Origin of the sequence: Clostridioides sp. ZZV14-6345 (assembly GCF_020657775.1) — a bacterium.
GTDB lineage: Bacteria > Bacillota > Clostridia > Peptostreptococcales > Peptostreptococcaceae > Clostridioides > Clostridioides difficile_D.
The window spans coordinates 38,112-51,457 of sequence record NZ_JAGWCX010000024.1; the positions used below are offsets into that span (position 1 = coordinate 38,112).

26 protein-coding genes are annotated in these 13,346 nt (G+C 25.1%); all 26 read right to left on the bottom strand.

Annotated features, from left to right (window positions below; genetic code table 11):
• Nucleotides 1–161: 161 nt before the first annotated feature.
• A complete protein-coding gene (locus KGF39_RS08565; protein ID WP_227821972.1) occupies nt 162–395 on the bottom strand; it encodes a hypothetical protein in 234 nt (77 codons plus the stop codon).
• Between the two features lie 26 nt (nt 396–421).
• Nucleotides 422–1,081 carry a hypothetical protein gene (locus KGF39_RS08570; protein WP_227821973.1) on the bottom strand — a complete coding sequence of 220 codons (660 nt, stop codon included), beginning with the start codon at nt 1,079–1,081 and terminating at the stop codon, nt 422–424.
• 129 nt (nt 1,082–1,210) lie between these two features.
• Nucleotides 1,211–1,558 carry a hypothetical protein gene (locus KGF39_RS08575; protein ID WP_227821974.1) on the bottom strand — a complete coding sequence of 116 codons (348 nt, stop codon included), beginning with the start codon at nt 1,556–1,558 and terminating at the stop codon, nt 1,211–1,213.
• Nucleotides 1,559–1,599: 41 nt separating this feature from the next.
• Entirely contained in the window at nt 1,600–1,881 is a 282-nt protein-coding gene (locus KGF39_RS08580; RefSeq protein ID WP_227821975.1) for a hypothetical protein, read from the bottom strand.
• Between the two features lie 160 nt (nt 1,882–2,041).
• Nucleotides 2,042–2,197, bottom strand: coding sequence for a hypothetical protein (locus KGF39_RS08585; RefSeq protein ID WP_227821976.1), 156 nt, complete (start codon nt 2,195–2,197; stop codon nt 2,042–2,044).
• Nucleotides 2,198–2,213: 16 nt separating this feature from the next.
• Complete coding sequence (locus KGF39_RS08590) at nt 2,214–2,486, bottom strand: hypothetical protein (RefSeq protein ID WP_227821977.1); 273 nt, start codon at nt 2,484–2,486, stop codon at nt 2,214–2,216.
• A gap of 26 nt (nt 2,487–2,512) precedes the next feature.
• Entirely contained in the window at nt 2,513–2,668 is a 156-nt protein-coding gene (locus tag KGF39_RS08595) for a hypothetical protein (RefSeq protein ID WP_200807561.1), read from the bottom strand.
• Nucleotides 2,669–2,683: 15 nt separating this feature from the next.
• Nucleotides 2,684–3,064 (bottom strand): aminoacyl-tRNA hydrolase, encoded by a 381-nt coding sequence (locus KGF39_RS08600; protein WP_009900664.1) that lies wholly within the window; start codon nt 3,062–3,064, stop codon nt 2,684–2,686.
• Nucleotides 3,065–3,099: 35 nt separating this feature from the next.
• Nucleotides 3,100–3,567, bottom strand: coding sequence for a hypothetical protein (locus KGF39_RS08605; protein ID WP_227821978.1), 468 nt, complete (start codon nt 3,565–3,567; stop codon nt 3,100–3,102).
• A 28-nt stretch (nt 3,568–3,595) separates the two neighbouring features.
• A complete protein-coding gene (locus tag KGF39_RS08610) occupies nt 3,596–3,706 on the bottom strand; it encodes an acyltransferase (protein ID WP_227821979.1) in 111 nt (36 codons plus the stop codon).
• A complete protein-coding gene (locus KGF39_RS08615; RefSeq protein WP_107597792.1) occupies nt 3,693–4,037 on the bottom strand; it encodes a hypothetical protein in 345 nt (114 codons plus the stop codon). The genes KGF39_RS08610 and KGF39_RS08615 overlap by 14 nt, the downstream gene beginning before the upstream one ends.
• A gap of 100 nt (nt 4,038–4,137) precedes the next feature.
• Entirely contained in the window at nt 4,138–4,422 is a 285-nt protein-coding gene (locus KGF39_RS08620) for a hypothetical protein (RefSeq protein ID WP_207013486.1), read from the bottom strand.
• A gap of 87 nt (nt 4,423–4,509) precedes the next feature.
• Nucleotides 4,510–5,097: a hypothetical protein gene (locus KGF39_RS08625; RefSeq protein WP_227821980.1), complete on the bottom strand. Its 588-nt coding sequence runs from the start codon at nt 5,095–5,097 to the stop codon at nt 4,510–4,512.
• The gene (locus KGF39_RS08630) at nt 5,094–5,294 is read right to left on the bottom strand and encodes a hypothetical protein (RefSeq protein ID WP_009900679.1); all 201 of its coding nucleotides are present in this window, start codon (nt 5,292–5,294) and stop codon (nt 5,094–5,096) included. Before KGF39_RS08630 ends, KGF39_RS08625 begins: the two co-directional genes overlap by 4 nt.
• Nucleotides 5,295–5,480: 186 nt before the next feature.
• Nucleotides 5,481–6,764 carry a hypothetical protein gene (locus tag KGF39_RS08635; protein ID WP_227821981.1) on the bottom strand — a complete coding sequence of 428 codons (1,284 nt, stop codon included), beginning with the start codon at nt 6,762–6,764 and terminating at the stop codon, nt 5,481–5,483.
• 221 nt (nt 6,765–6,985) lie between these two features.
• Nucleotides 6,986–7,993 (bottom strand): DNA polymerase beta superfamily protein, encoded by a 1,008-nt coding sequence (locus tag KGF39_RS08640; RefSeq protein ID WP_227821982.1) that lies wholly within the window; start codon nt 7,991–7,993, stop codon nt 6,986–6,988.
• Nucleotides 7,994–8,059: 66 nt separating this feature from the next.
• On the bottom strand, nt 8,060–9,172 hold the full coding sequence (locus KGF39_RS08645; RefSeq protein ID WP_227821983.1) for an amidoligase family protein: 1,113 nt from the start codon (nt 9,170–9,172) through the stop codon (nt 8,060–8,062).
• A 2-nt stretch (nt 9,173–9,174) separates the two neighbouring features.
• The gene (locus tag KGF39_RS08650) at nt 9,175–9,792 is read right to left on the bottom strand and encodes a DUF1653 domain-containing protein (protein WP_227821984.1); all 618 of its coding nucleotides are present in this window, start codon (nt 9,790–9,792) and stop codon (nt 9,175–9,177) included.
• Between the two features lie 38 nt (nt 9,793–9,830).
• The gene (locus tag KGF39_RS08655; RefSeq protein ID WP_227821985.1) at nt 9,831–10,235 is read right to left on the bottom strand and encodes a hypothetical protein; all 405 of its coding nucleotides are present in this window, start codon (nt 10,233–10,235) and stop codon (nt 9,831–9,833) included.
• Nucleotides 10,225–11,001 (bottom strand): hypothetical protein, encoded by a 777-nt coding sequence (locus KGF39_RS08660; RefSeq protein WP_227821986.1) that lies wholly within the window; start codon nt 10,999–11,001, stop codon nt 10,225–10,227. Before KGF39_RS08660 ends, KGF39_RS08655 begins: the two co-directional genes overlap by 11 nt.
• 46 nt (nt 11,002–11,047) lie before the next feature.
• A complete protein-coding gene (locus tag KGF39_RS08665) occupies nt 11,048–11,299 on the bottom strand; it encodes a hypothetical protein (RefSeq protein WP_227821987.1) in 252 nt (83 codons plus the stop codon).
• Between the two features lie 110 nt (nt 11,300–11,409).
• Nucleotides 11,410–11,676 (bottom strand): hypothetical protein, encoded by a 267-nt coding sequence (locus tag KGF39_RS08670; RefSeq protein ID WP_227821988.1) that lies wholly within the window; start codon nt 11,674–11,676, stop codon nt 11,410–11,412.
• Nucleotides 11,677–11,820: 144 nt separating this feature from the next.
• Nucleotides 11,821–12,420, bottom strand: coding sequence for an RNA 2'-phosphotransferase (locus tag KGF39_RS08675; protein ID WP_413927080.1), 600 nt, complete (start codon nt 12,418–12,420; stop codon nt 11,821–11,823).
• Nucleotides 12,401–12,571: a hypothetical protein gene (locus KGF39_RS08680; protein ID WP_227821989.1), complete on the bottom strand. Its 171-nt coding sequence runs from the start codon at nt 12,569–12,571 to the stop codon at nt 12,401–12,403. The genes KGF39_RS08675 and KGF39_RS08680 overlap by 20 nt, the downstream gene beginning before the upstream one ends.
• Nucleotides 12,572–12,716: 145 nt before the next feature.
• Nucleotides 12,717–13,055, bottom strand: a complete 339-nt coding sequence (locus tag KGF39_RS08685; RefSeq protein WP_227821990.1) for a hypothetical protein — start codon at nt 13,053–13,055, stop codon at nt 12,717–12,719.
• Between the two features lie 172 nt (nt 13,056–13,227).
• A complete protein-coding gene (locus KGF39_RS20235) occupies nt 13,228–13,341 on the bottom strand; it encodes a transposase (protein WP_413927081.1) in 114 nt (37 codons plus the stop codon).
• Nucleotides 13,342–13,346 lie beyond the last annotated feature (5 nt).

Below are 13,346 nucleotides of genomic sequence, written 5' to 3' on the forward strand. Positions count from 1 at the left end.
ACACCTCATAAATTATTAGTTTCATTTTATATATCATAGTTATTAAAATCTAAATTGTATTTAATACATATTGGCTTTAACAAATCATCTAAATTACTTCTATTTTAATATCATTTTCTTAAAATACTTATCTCTCAATAAAAGTAAAATTTTATGTTATATTAATCTAGTATTAATTTAAATCTATCATTTTGAATAAATCGCGTTTGTTTATCGAATTGTTTCATTAATTCTTCAATTGATCTAAAGCCAAAACTACAATCACCAGTATCTAAGTTCACATATCCAAAATAATTTAATATTGATACTATTAAATACTTGTTATTACCTGCAAGTATAATGTCTCCAACTCTAACCTCTCTAAAAGATTTAATCATGTTATCTTCAAATTTCATATGTACCTCCATTTAAAATTAAGATTTTAATTAGTTTTTAATTCTATCAAGATTTTTCTTCTTTTTTGTAGTCCTGTAACACCATATATATATATGGGCTTCTCTGTTTCTTCTAAAAGCTCTATCACTCTATCACTAATATTGAGTTGATTATCTAAATCTTCAACAAATCTAGGTATTGTCTTTCTCACATCTATACCCCTTCTAGCAAGGTCATAACATAAATTTATTCCATAATATCTTTCAGTAAAATCATCTACATTGATTACTATTATACCCTCTCCTACGATTTTTCCTCTCCATTTATTATCCCATTCATCTTCATACTTAGTTACAACCCCTGTTCCTAAGTAATATATTTTTCTACCTCTATCATCTAAATATAATTTACCTAATTCAAGATTCTTTTTAGGTATTGCTCTTTTAGACTTTCTTTCTTGTTCTTTCTCACTTTTAACATTCTCATATTCTCTTTCGTATTTTAGTATATTTTCTTTTATAGTTAATTCATCAGATGATGGATTAACTATTTTAAACAATTGAGTGTAAGTTGCTGAATTATTATCTTCAAATTTTATAGAATTTTTTCTAATTAAGCCCACCCTTAATCCCTTATTATATCTACCAGTACCTTTTACCACTACTAAATCATTTTCTTTAGTTTCTCTTCCTAAAATATCTTTCATATATTTCACCTCTTTATTTAAGTATTGGTATTGCTATAGCGTAATAATTCTGTAATATATTTAATATTCCATTAAGCACACCATCTAAATCATTGTGTGTTATTAATTTTATCATAATCTTTTTTCTCTTTATTTTTCTATATTCTTAGCCAATTCATTTTTAATCATTAATTCTATTACTGAATCATCTACAAGTTCTACTTCTTCCCAAGAATATTGAGTAGCTCCATAGTATAAATCATATACTTCTCTATCATCACCCTTATTATTGTAAATATCTTCATATGTTTCTAATGCTTCATCATAAGTATCTATATCTAATTCATCATAACTTTCAATTATATCTTTCCAATAAGCATATCCATTTGCTAAATATTCAAAAACATCTCTGTCGTTATTAGCAACTACATATTCTTGTATTGAAGAATGTAAGTCTTTTGGTGCAAAATGTGCAACCTTTATTTTAAATAATTTCACAATACTCTCCTTTTAAAACCTGTATTTTAACTTGTTATTTATTATCCCTCTATTAAATCCTGTACGTCTACAGTCACCGAACCTTTTCTTTCGAGTTTTATAAATTTTTCCATTAGTATTTCAGGAAGTCTATTCTCCCCATACTCTTCTTTTATTTTATCTTTTATTAAATTTATAATATATTCCTCCATTTCTTTATCTGTCATATTAAGATATTTATCCAGGTCATAAATGACGAGTTGTTCTACATCTCTTCGATAATGGCATAGTATATCTTTTAAAAATATTTTTTTAATTATCTTAATTCTTTTTTCATAAATCAATAATTCTAAATTAAAATATGTTCTTTTTTCTTTGATTCTTATTTCATATTCAAAAATTCTTTCTAATGGTTTTATTGATTCGTTATTTTTTATATATTTTGACTTTATTAATTTCTTAAAAGAGTTAATTATATTTGCTCATCTCCTTCCATTTTAAGTTTTATATTCCATACATATTAAAACTAAATTCTACCCCTTCATCATCCTCAAATTCTTCATTGAAGACTTCTTCTACTGTTTTATCCTTAGAGATAACTATATGTAAATAACCTTGTTTACTAATAAAAGAAGTTTGATAAAGATTATCTAAACCCAAGAAATCCCCTTCTTGTTTATAAGGTACATATATCCTCCACACTTCCGTCTTCGTATTCTATCTTTACATTTGTAATATCCTTATAATCATGTAATCTTTGAATTTCATCAACACGTTTATGTATTTGTATATGTAAATAATCTGCCTGTTTGCATTTACCTATATAACTCAAAGTAAATCCTCCAATAATTTCATGTATATTATCTAAATAAAAATCCCCTACATCTCCAATACCCAACTCTACATTCTCTAAGTTATCTAATCCTAAAATTATTTTCTTTATTTTCATAACTCATTCCTCCATTAATTAAACTCTTAAAAATTATTGATGACGCCACACTTAGAGCATTTCCATCGTTTCTTTAATTTATAATTATCAAAATAAGAATTAAAATATCCTACAAATTCTTGAAATTCTATCCTTTCACATTGATAACACCATACTTTTACTACATCACCTTTAGAATACATTTATTGTCTTTCTCCTTAATATAATCTCAATCTTTTAATTGTAGATGGTATTTCATCCTCATTAAATATTCCTAAGTTAACACATGTTATGCTATTTTTAGGAATTTCTGTTAATCCTCTATCCACTATAGTTAAATAACCTTTTTCTTTAAATTTTAATAATTGTGCCTCTTTAGCTTTTAATATACATATTGTATCTCCATTATTCTTAAATGACGTTAAATCACATTTTAAATCTATTAATTCATGTGCTATTATTTCTGTTTCATAAGAGCAAGAAACAGTGTCTAAAATTTTGTTATACAAATAATCATAAACTGCATGTGCAACTTGTGCTCCAACTTTGCCTGGACTCATATTTAAGTCTGAATTAATTGCTATGTACATTTTTTTCATTATTATAAACCTCCAAATAAATTAAAATTATTATCTTAATACCAATACATAATAATTAAACTATGTTTTTCAAAATCAATTATGTTTAACATTTTTTGAAATTCTTTTAATACTAAATCCCAAAACTCCTGTGTATATCTATCATCAACTGTTACTTTTTTATCATTTTTATAATAATACTCTTTATCCTTATTGTATATCTTAGAATTTATATCTTTTTGTTTAAGAAAAGGAATTATATAATCTTCCAAATCTTCCTTTGTAATAAGTATGGCTTCATCTTCATAACTTTCATAACCTTTTTCCCATTTGGCTTTATATATCATACGAATAACTGACCAATCTTCTAAAGATATATCAATATCTAATAATTCTTCAAACTTATAAAACTCTTCTTCATCATTATTCGATTCCTTATATTTCTCACCTCTTGTTTTATTTAAATAAGTATCTAAATCTGTAACTTTTGTTTTTACTGAATAAAAACCTAAATCTAATCCCATATGTATCACCTCGCTAATTAAAACTGTTTTAATTAGATTCTAAATTCACTTTTTCTTTTATGATGTTTAATAAAGGTTTATAATTATCAATACCTATTGCTCTCATTACTCCATTATTTACATGTTTAATATATTTCATTAAATCCCTCACTTATTATTTTTAATTCATCACAATCATGCTCATTTTCTAATTTATTTTTTATAAATTCTGCTACCTCCTCTTCTTTTAACTTTTCTATATCTTCTTGATGATTTAAGATAACCTTCATAATAGATGACAAAGACATCCCATAATCATACATCGACTCATCTCTTATAATATCCTTCTTTTTATTCTTATATATTATCATTAAGTCTGTTGTATAGCAGCTGCCATAGTCACACGTTTCACATCCACTCGAATATTCTTGCTCTGTTGTTATGTCTACTATTGCTCCATTCGTTAACTGTATTAATACCTTATCATCCATATTTATTAATTCTCCTTTTTAATTTTATTCATTTAAAACTGTTATTTTATTTAAATTTCATTTGACTGTAAATACTCAAGATTTATAATATCTAATGATTTTAATATTCAACTTTATACTCACCAAATATTTCAATACCTTCATTTTTTAAAATAATATTTCCATCTACAAAAACTGTTATTGTAACATTTCCTAATTCTACTTCCCCACTGCTTAATTTACCTTCAATAGAAACACAATACGTTCCCTCTTTAAGTATCTTAAAAACTTTTTTAAGTATTTCTCTTTTATCTTCATTTTCTAGAATTAAGGTAAACTTAACATTATGTTTCTTAGATGGATAAATTATAAGATTAATTCCATCTTCTATTTTATATTTAGTCATTCAAACCTCCTTTTGATATAACACTATAGCTCTTATTTCGTTTTGATTTAGCTCTATTGTTTTCATAAATCGCTCCTAAATACTTTTTTAATTCATACATTCTAACATTTCTTTTCTATATATACTGCTATAAACTATTTTCTTTGCTATTATCTCCATTTCTGATTTAGCTTGTTTTTCTTTATAGGAAAATGTATTAATATACTTACTAAGTACTTTTAAACTTTCATTCATAACATCTAAAGTCTCTTTTAGCGTTTCTATTTCAGATGTCAATCCTTCTCTTTCAGCTAATAATTTGTCCTTTTCAGATGATATTTCATCCATTATATTAATATATTCTTTTTCGGTTTTATTTAACTTTTTCAATAAATTTTCAATTATCATTAAGTCAGTTTCTCTGTCGATTCCATATTCAACCCTATACAATGTTATTATTTTTGTATCTCTCAAATCTGTTATTAGTATGATATTGTCAACTAGCCTAAAATTTGTTTCAGTATATTTATCATTAAATCTTCCTGTGTAAATCAATCTACTTTGTTCAAACATCTTATTTAAATCTTTTTGATATTGTTCTTTGTTTAAATTCAGATTCTGCTCTACATAATTTTTCTCACACTCTTTAATTCTCTCTATATATCTTCTTAGTGCATGATTAGTTACATTTATCATTTTATCTTCTCCCAATCTACAAATTTATGAATATTAAAATTTAAATCTATATAATATAAATCATATTGTTCAATATTTTTATTTTTAAGTGTTAACGAAGCTCTCAAGCCTCCTAATGTCTTAAAACCAATTCTATTACCATTGCCTATATAAAAATCTTCCATATCTTTATTTTTCGCAAAATAAATCCTATCCATACATTTATACCTCTATTGTTTTGTATTTTATTTAGTTTATATCCTTAACATATTGTATTTAGCTCCTCTTCCTTATTTATAATAATAACATAACTTCTCATTTATTTCAATAGTTATTTTGTATTTTATTTAGTTTATAATTTTATTATTTATATTCGCACAATTAAACACTTTGTGTATATCTTTTTAAGAATATGAAACTTCTTTACCTTCCTCTCTAACTCTTAGAAAAACAGGAAATCTTAAGGATAGTTCACCTTTTTCATTGTTGGTTTCCTCGAAAAATTTTACTTCTATAACTCGTCCTAATATCTTATTTTGATTGATAAAATAATACTTACGTTGTTCATCTGTAAATCCAGAGCCAACTCCTAATCTATATCCTTTGTAATCACATATTATATTGCCTAACAAACCCTTGTATTTACCATCACCTTCTTCTATAGCAATACATCTTATATCACATGTATTAAACACCTTTACTTTAAGTAAGCTTTTTACACGTTTACATTGATATGATTCATCAGATATATTAATCATTACTCCCTCTTCATTATTGGATATTATTTCACTTAAATATTTATTAATCATTGTAACATCTCTACCTTGGTAGAGCGGTTCTAAATATTCAACATATTTTAGTTCATTGATAAGTCTTTTAAATATCCTCTCAAGTTTATTTTTTCTAATATAACATGGCGTTTTATCTTCTCCTGCATAAAAGTCATTTATATTTTGAATATAGTCATAACAAACCATTTTTAATCCTGTTTTAATACCTTTAACTCTACATCTTTTTAAAGTATCTTTAAATCGCTCTTTAGAATCTTTATAGATACCTTCTGCAAGTAATTCACCATCATAAACTCCTACAGGCATTTTAATAAAATCTTTCTCTATATCAATTAAATTTTCTATTATCTGTCCTTGTCTACTAAATATTTTAATGGAACTTTTATCTTTAACTACTATTATTCTTGTTCCATCCAATTTAGTTGTTAAAATAAATTCTTTATTAGCAAGTTTATCCTTATTTTTATCATAATTTTCTGCTAACATTACCCCAAATTCTCTTACAAGTCCTGGCATTATTTTATTTGCAGTTTTTGATGTCAAACCTAATTTAATTGATTTTATTGCCAATCCAATAATAAATTCTTTTAAGTCTGAATCCTTTTCAGAAAATACCTGTATAGACTTAATATCTGTATCTCTACCGCTATTATTTTTAGTTAAATAATCAATCATGTCATATACAGTTTCAAGATTATTATAATTAACATTATTCAATGACTTAGATATTTTCTTTTTAGATATTCCAGTTACAACATATGGATCTAAAAGAAATTGCAAACATTCAACAAAAATCCCATTATTTTTATATTTTTCTAATATTCTCTCTTTTTCTTTTCTACTAGATGTAGCTGCTAAACTATCAAATATTTTTTTTACTTCTAAAAGCTCTTTCATTGAAAACCTCCTTGTACCTACTAGGTAAAATCACATTAAAACATTTGTTTTAATTACTTTGTTATATATTCATGTGCTTTAAATTCACTAAGCTTTCCATCTTCTTGTTTAATAAATTTATAGCTTATTGGGAATAGATATTTTTTCTTCATAAAAATAAATGTCTTTATTTTTTAATTCTTCTTTATTAATTACGCTCATGTTTACACCTCTTTGATTATCTATCTGTTTAACACTCTATTAGTCATATACATGACCAGTTCATTTACTTTTTTCATATCTGGAGAATTAGGTAGACAAGAATTCCTTTCTGCATACTTAAAGTTTTTATCTAATTCATTTACAATCTCAAATATTTCATTATAGGTATATCTTCCCTTTCTTATATCTAATAAAAACTCCTTATCATTCTCTCTATATGTATTAATCCCTTTTCCTTCTAGTATTTCTATACCCATTAAAAACAATCTAATTAAATGCATAGCATGTTTATTAAGGTGTAATTCATCTTTTTTATTATTTCTATGATTTAATTTAGAATAATCTTTTAGTATATTATTCATTTCACTCCACATACCTTTTAAATCTCTGAGTGGATACTTTTTCAGATTAACATCTATAAAAATTTCTTCTTCTAAATCTGTTCTTTTAGATTCTTCAATATACAATTTTATTTCTTCCTCAGATACGACTTTATATCTATCCTCAAATGTTTTCATTTGCCTGTTTACGCTGTTCATTATGTGTTCTTCTTTTTCTTTTTGTTCATAATTATCTCTCGCTAAAGCATTTTGTAATCTTCTTAGTTGTGATATTGCATATCCACCAAAGCTATTAGCAGCTCTTTTAGTTAAAAATAAATCTACATTATCTTTTAAAAGTCTACCTTCTTCAGTACAAACAAATAAGTCTTCTTTTCTTGTACCTAATATTTCTATTACATTTGGATTCACATTTAATAATAATGTTATTATTTGCTTTAATGGGTATATAACTGTATCTGTTTGTTTATTTTCATATGGCTTATTTATACAATTCATAGTTAATATTTCTTGTGCTGAATTTAAATATATCCCTCTTATGTCTAAATCAGATATATGTTCAGGGGTTTCTATATTAGTTCCATATGCATAGCTACCTCCAGTTGTAAGAAGTATCATTCTTTTTAATCTTTCTTCTTCTCTAAGAAAATTATATTCATTTGATTCTAACCTTGATTTAATGTTCAAAATTATACCTCCTTATGTAGTAGGTCACGTATTATTAGCTATTTAGTATCTTATAATTTATATTTATTACATTAAGCTCTCATGAAAAAGCGACCATCCATCTCTGATAAATAATCTTCTTCCAAGAATTCCTTTATATTCATCTTCTAAATCAACAGTATTATTCATATTTTCAATTCTATTATTAAAATATAACAATAGATATTCTGTTTGATATACATTTAATATATCTTGAAATTCTATATTTTGTATATCTTCTAAAGATGTATCTTTACATATATAAGCTAAATTATGTACAAATTCCATAGTTGCTATAAAAGTTTCATATTTTAATGTTCCTCTAAACATCCTAAACTCTATTGTTTTACTATGTTGTAAATTAACCACATTGTATTTAGATACGTAACTCCCCTTTGCTTTAATTAAAAGTTCAAACATACTTTCATTATCTTTAATTCCAAATCTTTTAGAATATTGGTTTGACCTTCTTCTAGCTATTACTGTTACATATTTCCAATATTTTTCTATTAAATATAAAATCTTTGTAATACATAAGTCTTGTATAGTTAAATCACTGCTAAAAAAATCTCTATTAATGTGTATATGATAACCACAAGTTGATGTATCATGAGATTTATATCCCTTTTCTTTTAATTCTTCAAATAAATCTTTATATTCTAATTTTTTATGATATTGTAGGGTACAAGGATGAGTTACTATTTCTAAGCCATTATTTAAACTTCCATCGCTAACTATATAACAATTTTTTTCTCCTAAAAATTCCTGAATAAACTTTGCATTTTCTTCATTTTTACCACCACTGTCCACTTCTAATTCTATTCCTAAATATAGATTTTCATCATTTGTAATATTATTAAAATTAAATTCATCAGGAGTATAATAGTGTGGATTCAAATATTTTCTTGTCACATCTTCTATTCTAACTTTTTTTATTGGAGTAAGTTGAGCAAAAAAATCTTCCATATTCCATCGTGTAAATTCATTTGCTAGACCTCCAAGCTCATTATTAAATTGGTCAATAATTGTAGGATTAGAGGCGTGTGGGATGTTTCCAGCAATCCAATCAGCTAGGCATCTATTTCTAAATTCTTCATTTCTCCACCTTTCATCTTGTAATCCGCTTAAATCTTCTATTCTATATCTATTAAATGTTGGCATATTTACACCTCTTCAAACCTATATTCTTGAACAACACTAGGATATTTTTCTTTATCTACTTTAGATAAAAACATTTCAATAGGTCTTGCATAAGCTCCAGTTCCATCATATAAAGTTTTATATATTACTAAATTCGTATTATTGTCAACATCTTTATAATGATATAAATTGCCTTTATTGTCTCTATATATAATTACATTTTCCTTAGTTTCTGTATGTCTAGAGCCAAATCTATATTCAAGTACATCTAGTCTGTTTATGCATCCTATATTTTTAAATATCTTATCAAGTTCATCACCAGTAACAGCTTTACTAACTCCCATAACTACATAAAATCCACCTTTGAAATGTTTATATATAGCTGGATACTTTAATTTTCTTTCTAAATCAATCTTTTCTTTATTTTTTTCAATAATTCTTTTTACCATATCATATATACCAAATGATTCTATGTCTACATAAACACATCCACTTTCAAGATATCTACCATAATTAGCAAATTCACAATTAGTACATGCTCCTGACTCTTTACATTTATACTTTTCCATCATTTCATCACAATGTTTCTCCATTTTAGCTAAAATATTATTTAATTCTAACAATAAATTATATTTAACCATTATTAATCCTCCTCATATTTATTTTTCTTATATATCTCTTAAAGTAACTCTATATTCATATTTCTATCTCTAAAAAATAATTCTCTAATTATCTTTTTATTTTTATACTCAGTATCTAATATTTCATAACATTTATTACATAATTCTATGCTTACCTTATCCCACCCCTCTCTTAATTCATCTCCACATCTAATACAAACCTTATTTTCTTCACAAAGCATAAGAAACTTTTTTTCTTCTCTGTCATTCGCATTTCCAGTTAAAAACATTTCATTTTTATCAAATTCAAATTCTAAATTTTTACCATAAAGACGTCCAATTCCAAAATCACTAAAACCATTCAACATTCTATTTGGTGCATCTTCGATACCTAAAATATTGATGCCTCTTCCTCTTACATCTCTAAAATCCCTATTCTCTGTTAAATCAACATTACTTTTCATTTTTAAATACTCTATTTTTTATTTTTTTAAATATATTTAATTTAGGTGGTTCTACACTAGAGTTTTTTGTAGTAGGTAATGGCTTTATATTGGCAAGTTGCTTATATGTATCATTATTTTTTTCTAAAGAATCTAATTCTTTTTTTAACTCATCTAATGATTTAGGTGTAATTATATGTTTTAATATGTCTTGTCTTCCTTTTTTCTTATAATCATTTATCATTTTCTCTAATGTTAAATCACAATACTCATCCTCCCAATCTCCAAGATAATAAAATCTATCTACAATAGCTCTACTTTTCTCATCTGAAAAAACTCCAAATAGTATTGGGTCTTTATCTCTCCTCTCTTTGCTTATTTCCTTTGTAATTTTACCTGTATAATCAGTAAACAAAACATACATTTTATCAAATATATCTTTTGTTTTTTCTATTATTTCTACTATTTCATCTGGTATTTCTCTTTCATAATTTTCAAGTTCTATTATTTTTACTGTATTTTTAGATATATCATCAATATATTTTTCTATATCTTCTTTATACACAAATGTATCTATTCCCAGCTCTATTACATTTCTTTCTTTTTCAATACATTCAAGTAAAAACATTAATTTCTTAGCACCCTTTTTTTGACCAGTTACAATATATTTGTTTAAAAGAATCAAAGAGTTTTCATATACTATATCAAGATTTTCATTTGTGTTTTTTTGCTTTCTATTTTTTATATCCTCAAAATAATTTCTAGGTGTTAATTCTATATTTTCCATATTTAATACCCTCCTTACATCACAGCAATTATAAATCTACAATCCTCTAATCTTCATAAGTATTTTCATAGTATTCCTCACAACTTACACTAATTACCTTGTTTTCATCAATCTCCAAACCTTTTGCTATAATTTTCCTATAGTAATCACTATAATATTTAAAAGTTTCTAATGATGTTATTTTATCAATGTCTCCAGTAATTTCTTTAAAATTTGTTTGAGAATAAAACACATCCTCAAATTTTTCTAAATCAACTATCTTGTAATAAAAGTGTAGACTTATACATCTTAAATCCATTATATTACTCTCCTCTCACTTCCATTTTAGAAAGTTACAAAACACTTCAACAATTTTACATCAAAAGACACTTTGCAATTTTCTAAACTGTTTTAATTAGATATTTTTACTTATATTTCTTCCATCATTTCTTCAAGTTTATTTTTTATATTTCTAAATGCGCAATACATCTCTTTTTTTATAAAATTCTCTTGTTCATCATCAGAACTTAAATCTAAGTCGTATGTTAGACAATCGTCAAAATCAAATTTTATTTTTAATATACAATTATTAGAATCTAATTTTTCTAATACTTCGTCAGCAATTTGTTTGTATTCTGTTATTTCTTCAAACTCTTCAATTCTTTTTAAAGCTACCTCATATTCTTCATATTTCATAACCTATTCCTCCTAAACTGTAATTAGATATTTTATAATTTTAAAGTTAATCATTTTTAGTACCCTATTTTTTTTACAATTTAATATTTTCTACTGAAAACACCTTGATTTTAAAGCTTCTAAAAGTTGAATACCTTAATTTATCTATTCAAGAATCTCTACATATTCAAATGGTATATACTTACATAACCAAATATTGTTTTCAGATAAATAAAATTTATAACCATTTTCACACATTTTTCCTGTATTAATTTTTAAAACTACAGGTACACCATGCCTTTTCCCAACCTTAACAGCCGTATCTATATCATTTGATAAGTGTACATACAATCTACTTTGTCTAACAATACCTTCCTTTTTAATATTCTCTAAAAATCTAGTAGCTGTTCCATGATAAAGACATTTTGGCGGTTCTAATTCTTTCAATTCAACCTCAACATTAATTGAATGTCCTTGATTTGCTCTAATCTTGCTTCTATCATCATTAAAACTGTACCTCTGCTTATTATCTTCTTTAACTATTTGCTCAAGGATTTCTATATTAATATTTCTACCAGCATTATTTATTTTTTCAATCAATTCATTAACATCTGCATATCCATACTCATCTAGTTTAATTCCAATAATTTCTGGTTTATGTCTTAATATTAAACTGATAAAAACAGATAACTTATCTTTTTTACTAATTGACTTCACCTCATCTTCTTTAGCTAATATTTCAGCACTATCTATACATCTCGCCACAGCTTTTACATTGATACATAGTACCTAGTTGTGTATTAAGTTCATATATATCTCCACCACAGTCACATTTTTTAATATTTCTAAACCAACCTTTGTGTATTTTTCTTTCAGCACAAAGCTTTTTTATTAAGTTAAACTGATATTCTTCCACTTTTCACACTCCATACATTCTATTTTGCATTTTATTTATTTGTTAATTTTATTAAAAATATAAATTTACAATATATTCTATCAGCTATTCTAAGATTTAATAGTGACTTAGAATAGCTTAGTTTCTCTATGATAAATAACTTTAATCATTGTATTCTTCTAACTAAATAATCCATAGTTCTTCTAAATCCATTCTCTGCCTTTAATATATATGCATATTTAAAATCGTTTTCTATATTTTCATATCCATTTAATTTATTTATGTACTTAATTATTATATCAAATGAAACTATTTCAAAAAACAATATATTTTCTATGACATATTGAATTTTTTCTAAATCCTTTTCTTCTATGTACTTTATAAGTTTTTTAATTTTAATTGGCAAATCAGCATCATCTTTTGTTATTTTAATCATTTCAACACGCTGCTCATTCTTCTCCAATGAATTTCCCTGAAATTTATTTGTCGCTTTTATTATACTCATCTGCTTCTCCTCTCTAACCCAATATATTTATATTATACCATATCGAACAACCGTTCTGTATATTTTTTCTAAAATTATTTTTATTTTTTTATTTTTGATTTTATAGATTTGTTAAATCTTTTTATAAATTAGGGTGTAAAACCACTAACCTAAAGGTATAGTGGATGTAAGCCTATCCCTGACTTTGTATGTATTTTTCAATCATTTCTTTAGAAACATTTCCTATATTACGAGCAAAGCATCCATCTGACCAAAAAGTTTTTCTGTATTTACATACAAATATCAGATGTA

What these genes read in the sequence shown, in the direction of transcription:
- KGF39_RS08595 (WP_200807561.1), bottom strand. Translation starts at nt 2,668, where the DNA reads ATGTATTCTAAAGGTGATGTAGTAAAAGTATGGTGTTATCAATGTGAA.
- KGF39_RS08650 (WP_227821984.1), bottom strand. Translation starts at nt 9,792, where the DNA reads ATGGTTAAATATAATTTATTGTTAGAATTAAATAATATTTTAGCTAAA.
- KGF39_RS08565 (WP_227821972.1), bottom strand. Translation starts at nt 395, where the DNA reads ATGAAATTTGAAGATAACATGATTAAATCTTTTAGAGAGGTTAGAGTT.
- KGF39_RS08670 (WP_227821988.1), bottom strand. Translation starts at nt 11,676, where the DNA reads ATGAAATATGAAGAATATGAGGTAGCTTTAAAAAGAATTGAAGAGTTT.
- KGF39_RS08615 (WP_107597792.1), bottom strand. Translation starts at nt 4,037, where the DNA reads ATGGATGATAAGGTATTAATACAGTTAACGAATGGAGCAATAGTAGAC.
- KGF39_RS08630 (WP_009900679.1), bottom strand. Translation starts at nt 5,294, where the DNA reads ATGGATAGGATTTATTTTGCGAAAAATAAAGATATGGAAGATTTTTAT.
- KGF39_RS08605 (WP_227821978.1), bottom strand. Translation starts at nt 3,567, where the DNA reads ATGGGATTAGATTTAGGTTTTTATTCAGTAAAAACAAAAGTTACAGAT.
- KGF39_RS08655 (WP_227821985.1), bottom strand. Translation starts at nt 10,235, where the DNA reads ATGAAAAGTAATGTTGATTTAACAGAGAATAGGGATTTTAGAGATGTA.
- KGF39_RS08620 (WP_207013486.1), bottom strand. Translation starts at nt 4,422, where the DNA reads ATGACTAAATATAAAATAGAAGATGGAATTAATCTTATAATTTATCCA.
- KGF39_RS08645 (WP_227821983.1), bottom strand. Translation starts at nt 9,172, where the DNA reads ATGCCAACATTTAATAGATATAGAATAGAAGATTTAAGCGGATTACAA.
- KGF39_RS08570 (WP_227821973.1), bottom strand. Translation starts at nt 1,081, where the DNA reads ATGAAAGATATTTTAGGAAGAGAAACTAAAGAAAATGATTTAGTAGTG.
- KGF39_RS08610 (WP_227821979.1), bottom strand. Translation starts at nt 3,706, where the DNA reads ATGAAATATATTAAACATGTAAATAATGGAGTAATGAGAGCAATAGGT.
- KGF39_RS08625 (WP_227821980.1), bottom strand. Translation starts at nt 5,097, where the DNA reads ATGATAAATGTAACTAATCATGCACTAAGAAGATATATAGAGAGAATT.
- KGF39_RS08660 (WP_227821986.1), bottom strand. Translation starts at nt 11,001, where the DNA reads ATGGAAAATATAGAATTAACACCTAGAAATTATTTTGAGGATATAAAA.
- KGF39_RS08665 (WP_227821987.1), bottom strand. Translation starts at nt 11,299, where the DNA reads ATGGATTTAAGATGTATAAGTCTACACTTTTATTACAAGATAGTTGAT.
- KGF39_RS08685 (WP_227821990.1), bottom strand. Translation starts at nt 13,055, where the DNA reads ATGAGTATAATAAAAGCGACAAATAAATTTCAGGGAAATTCATTGGAG.
- KGF39_RS08600 (WP_009900664.1), bottom strand. Translation starts at nt 3,064, where the DNA reads ATGAAAAAAATGTACATAGCAATTAATTCAGACTTAAATATGAGTCCA.
- KGF39_RS08635 (WP_227821981.1), bottom strand. Translation starts at nt 6,764, where the DNA reads ATGAAAGAGCTTTTAGAAGTAAAAAAAATATTTGATAGTTTAGCAGCT.
- KGF39_RS08590 (WP_227821977.1), bottom strand. Translation starts at nt 2,486, where the DNA reads ATGAAAATAAAGAAAATAATTTTAGGATTAGATAACTTAGAGAATGTA.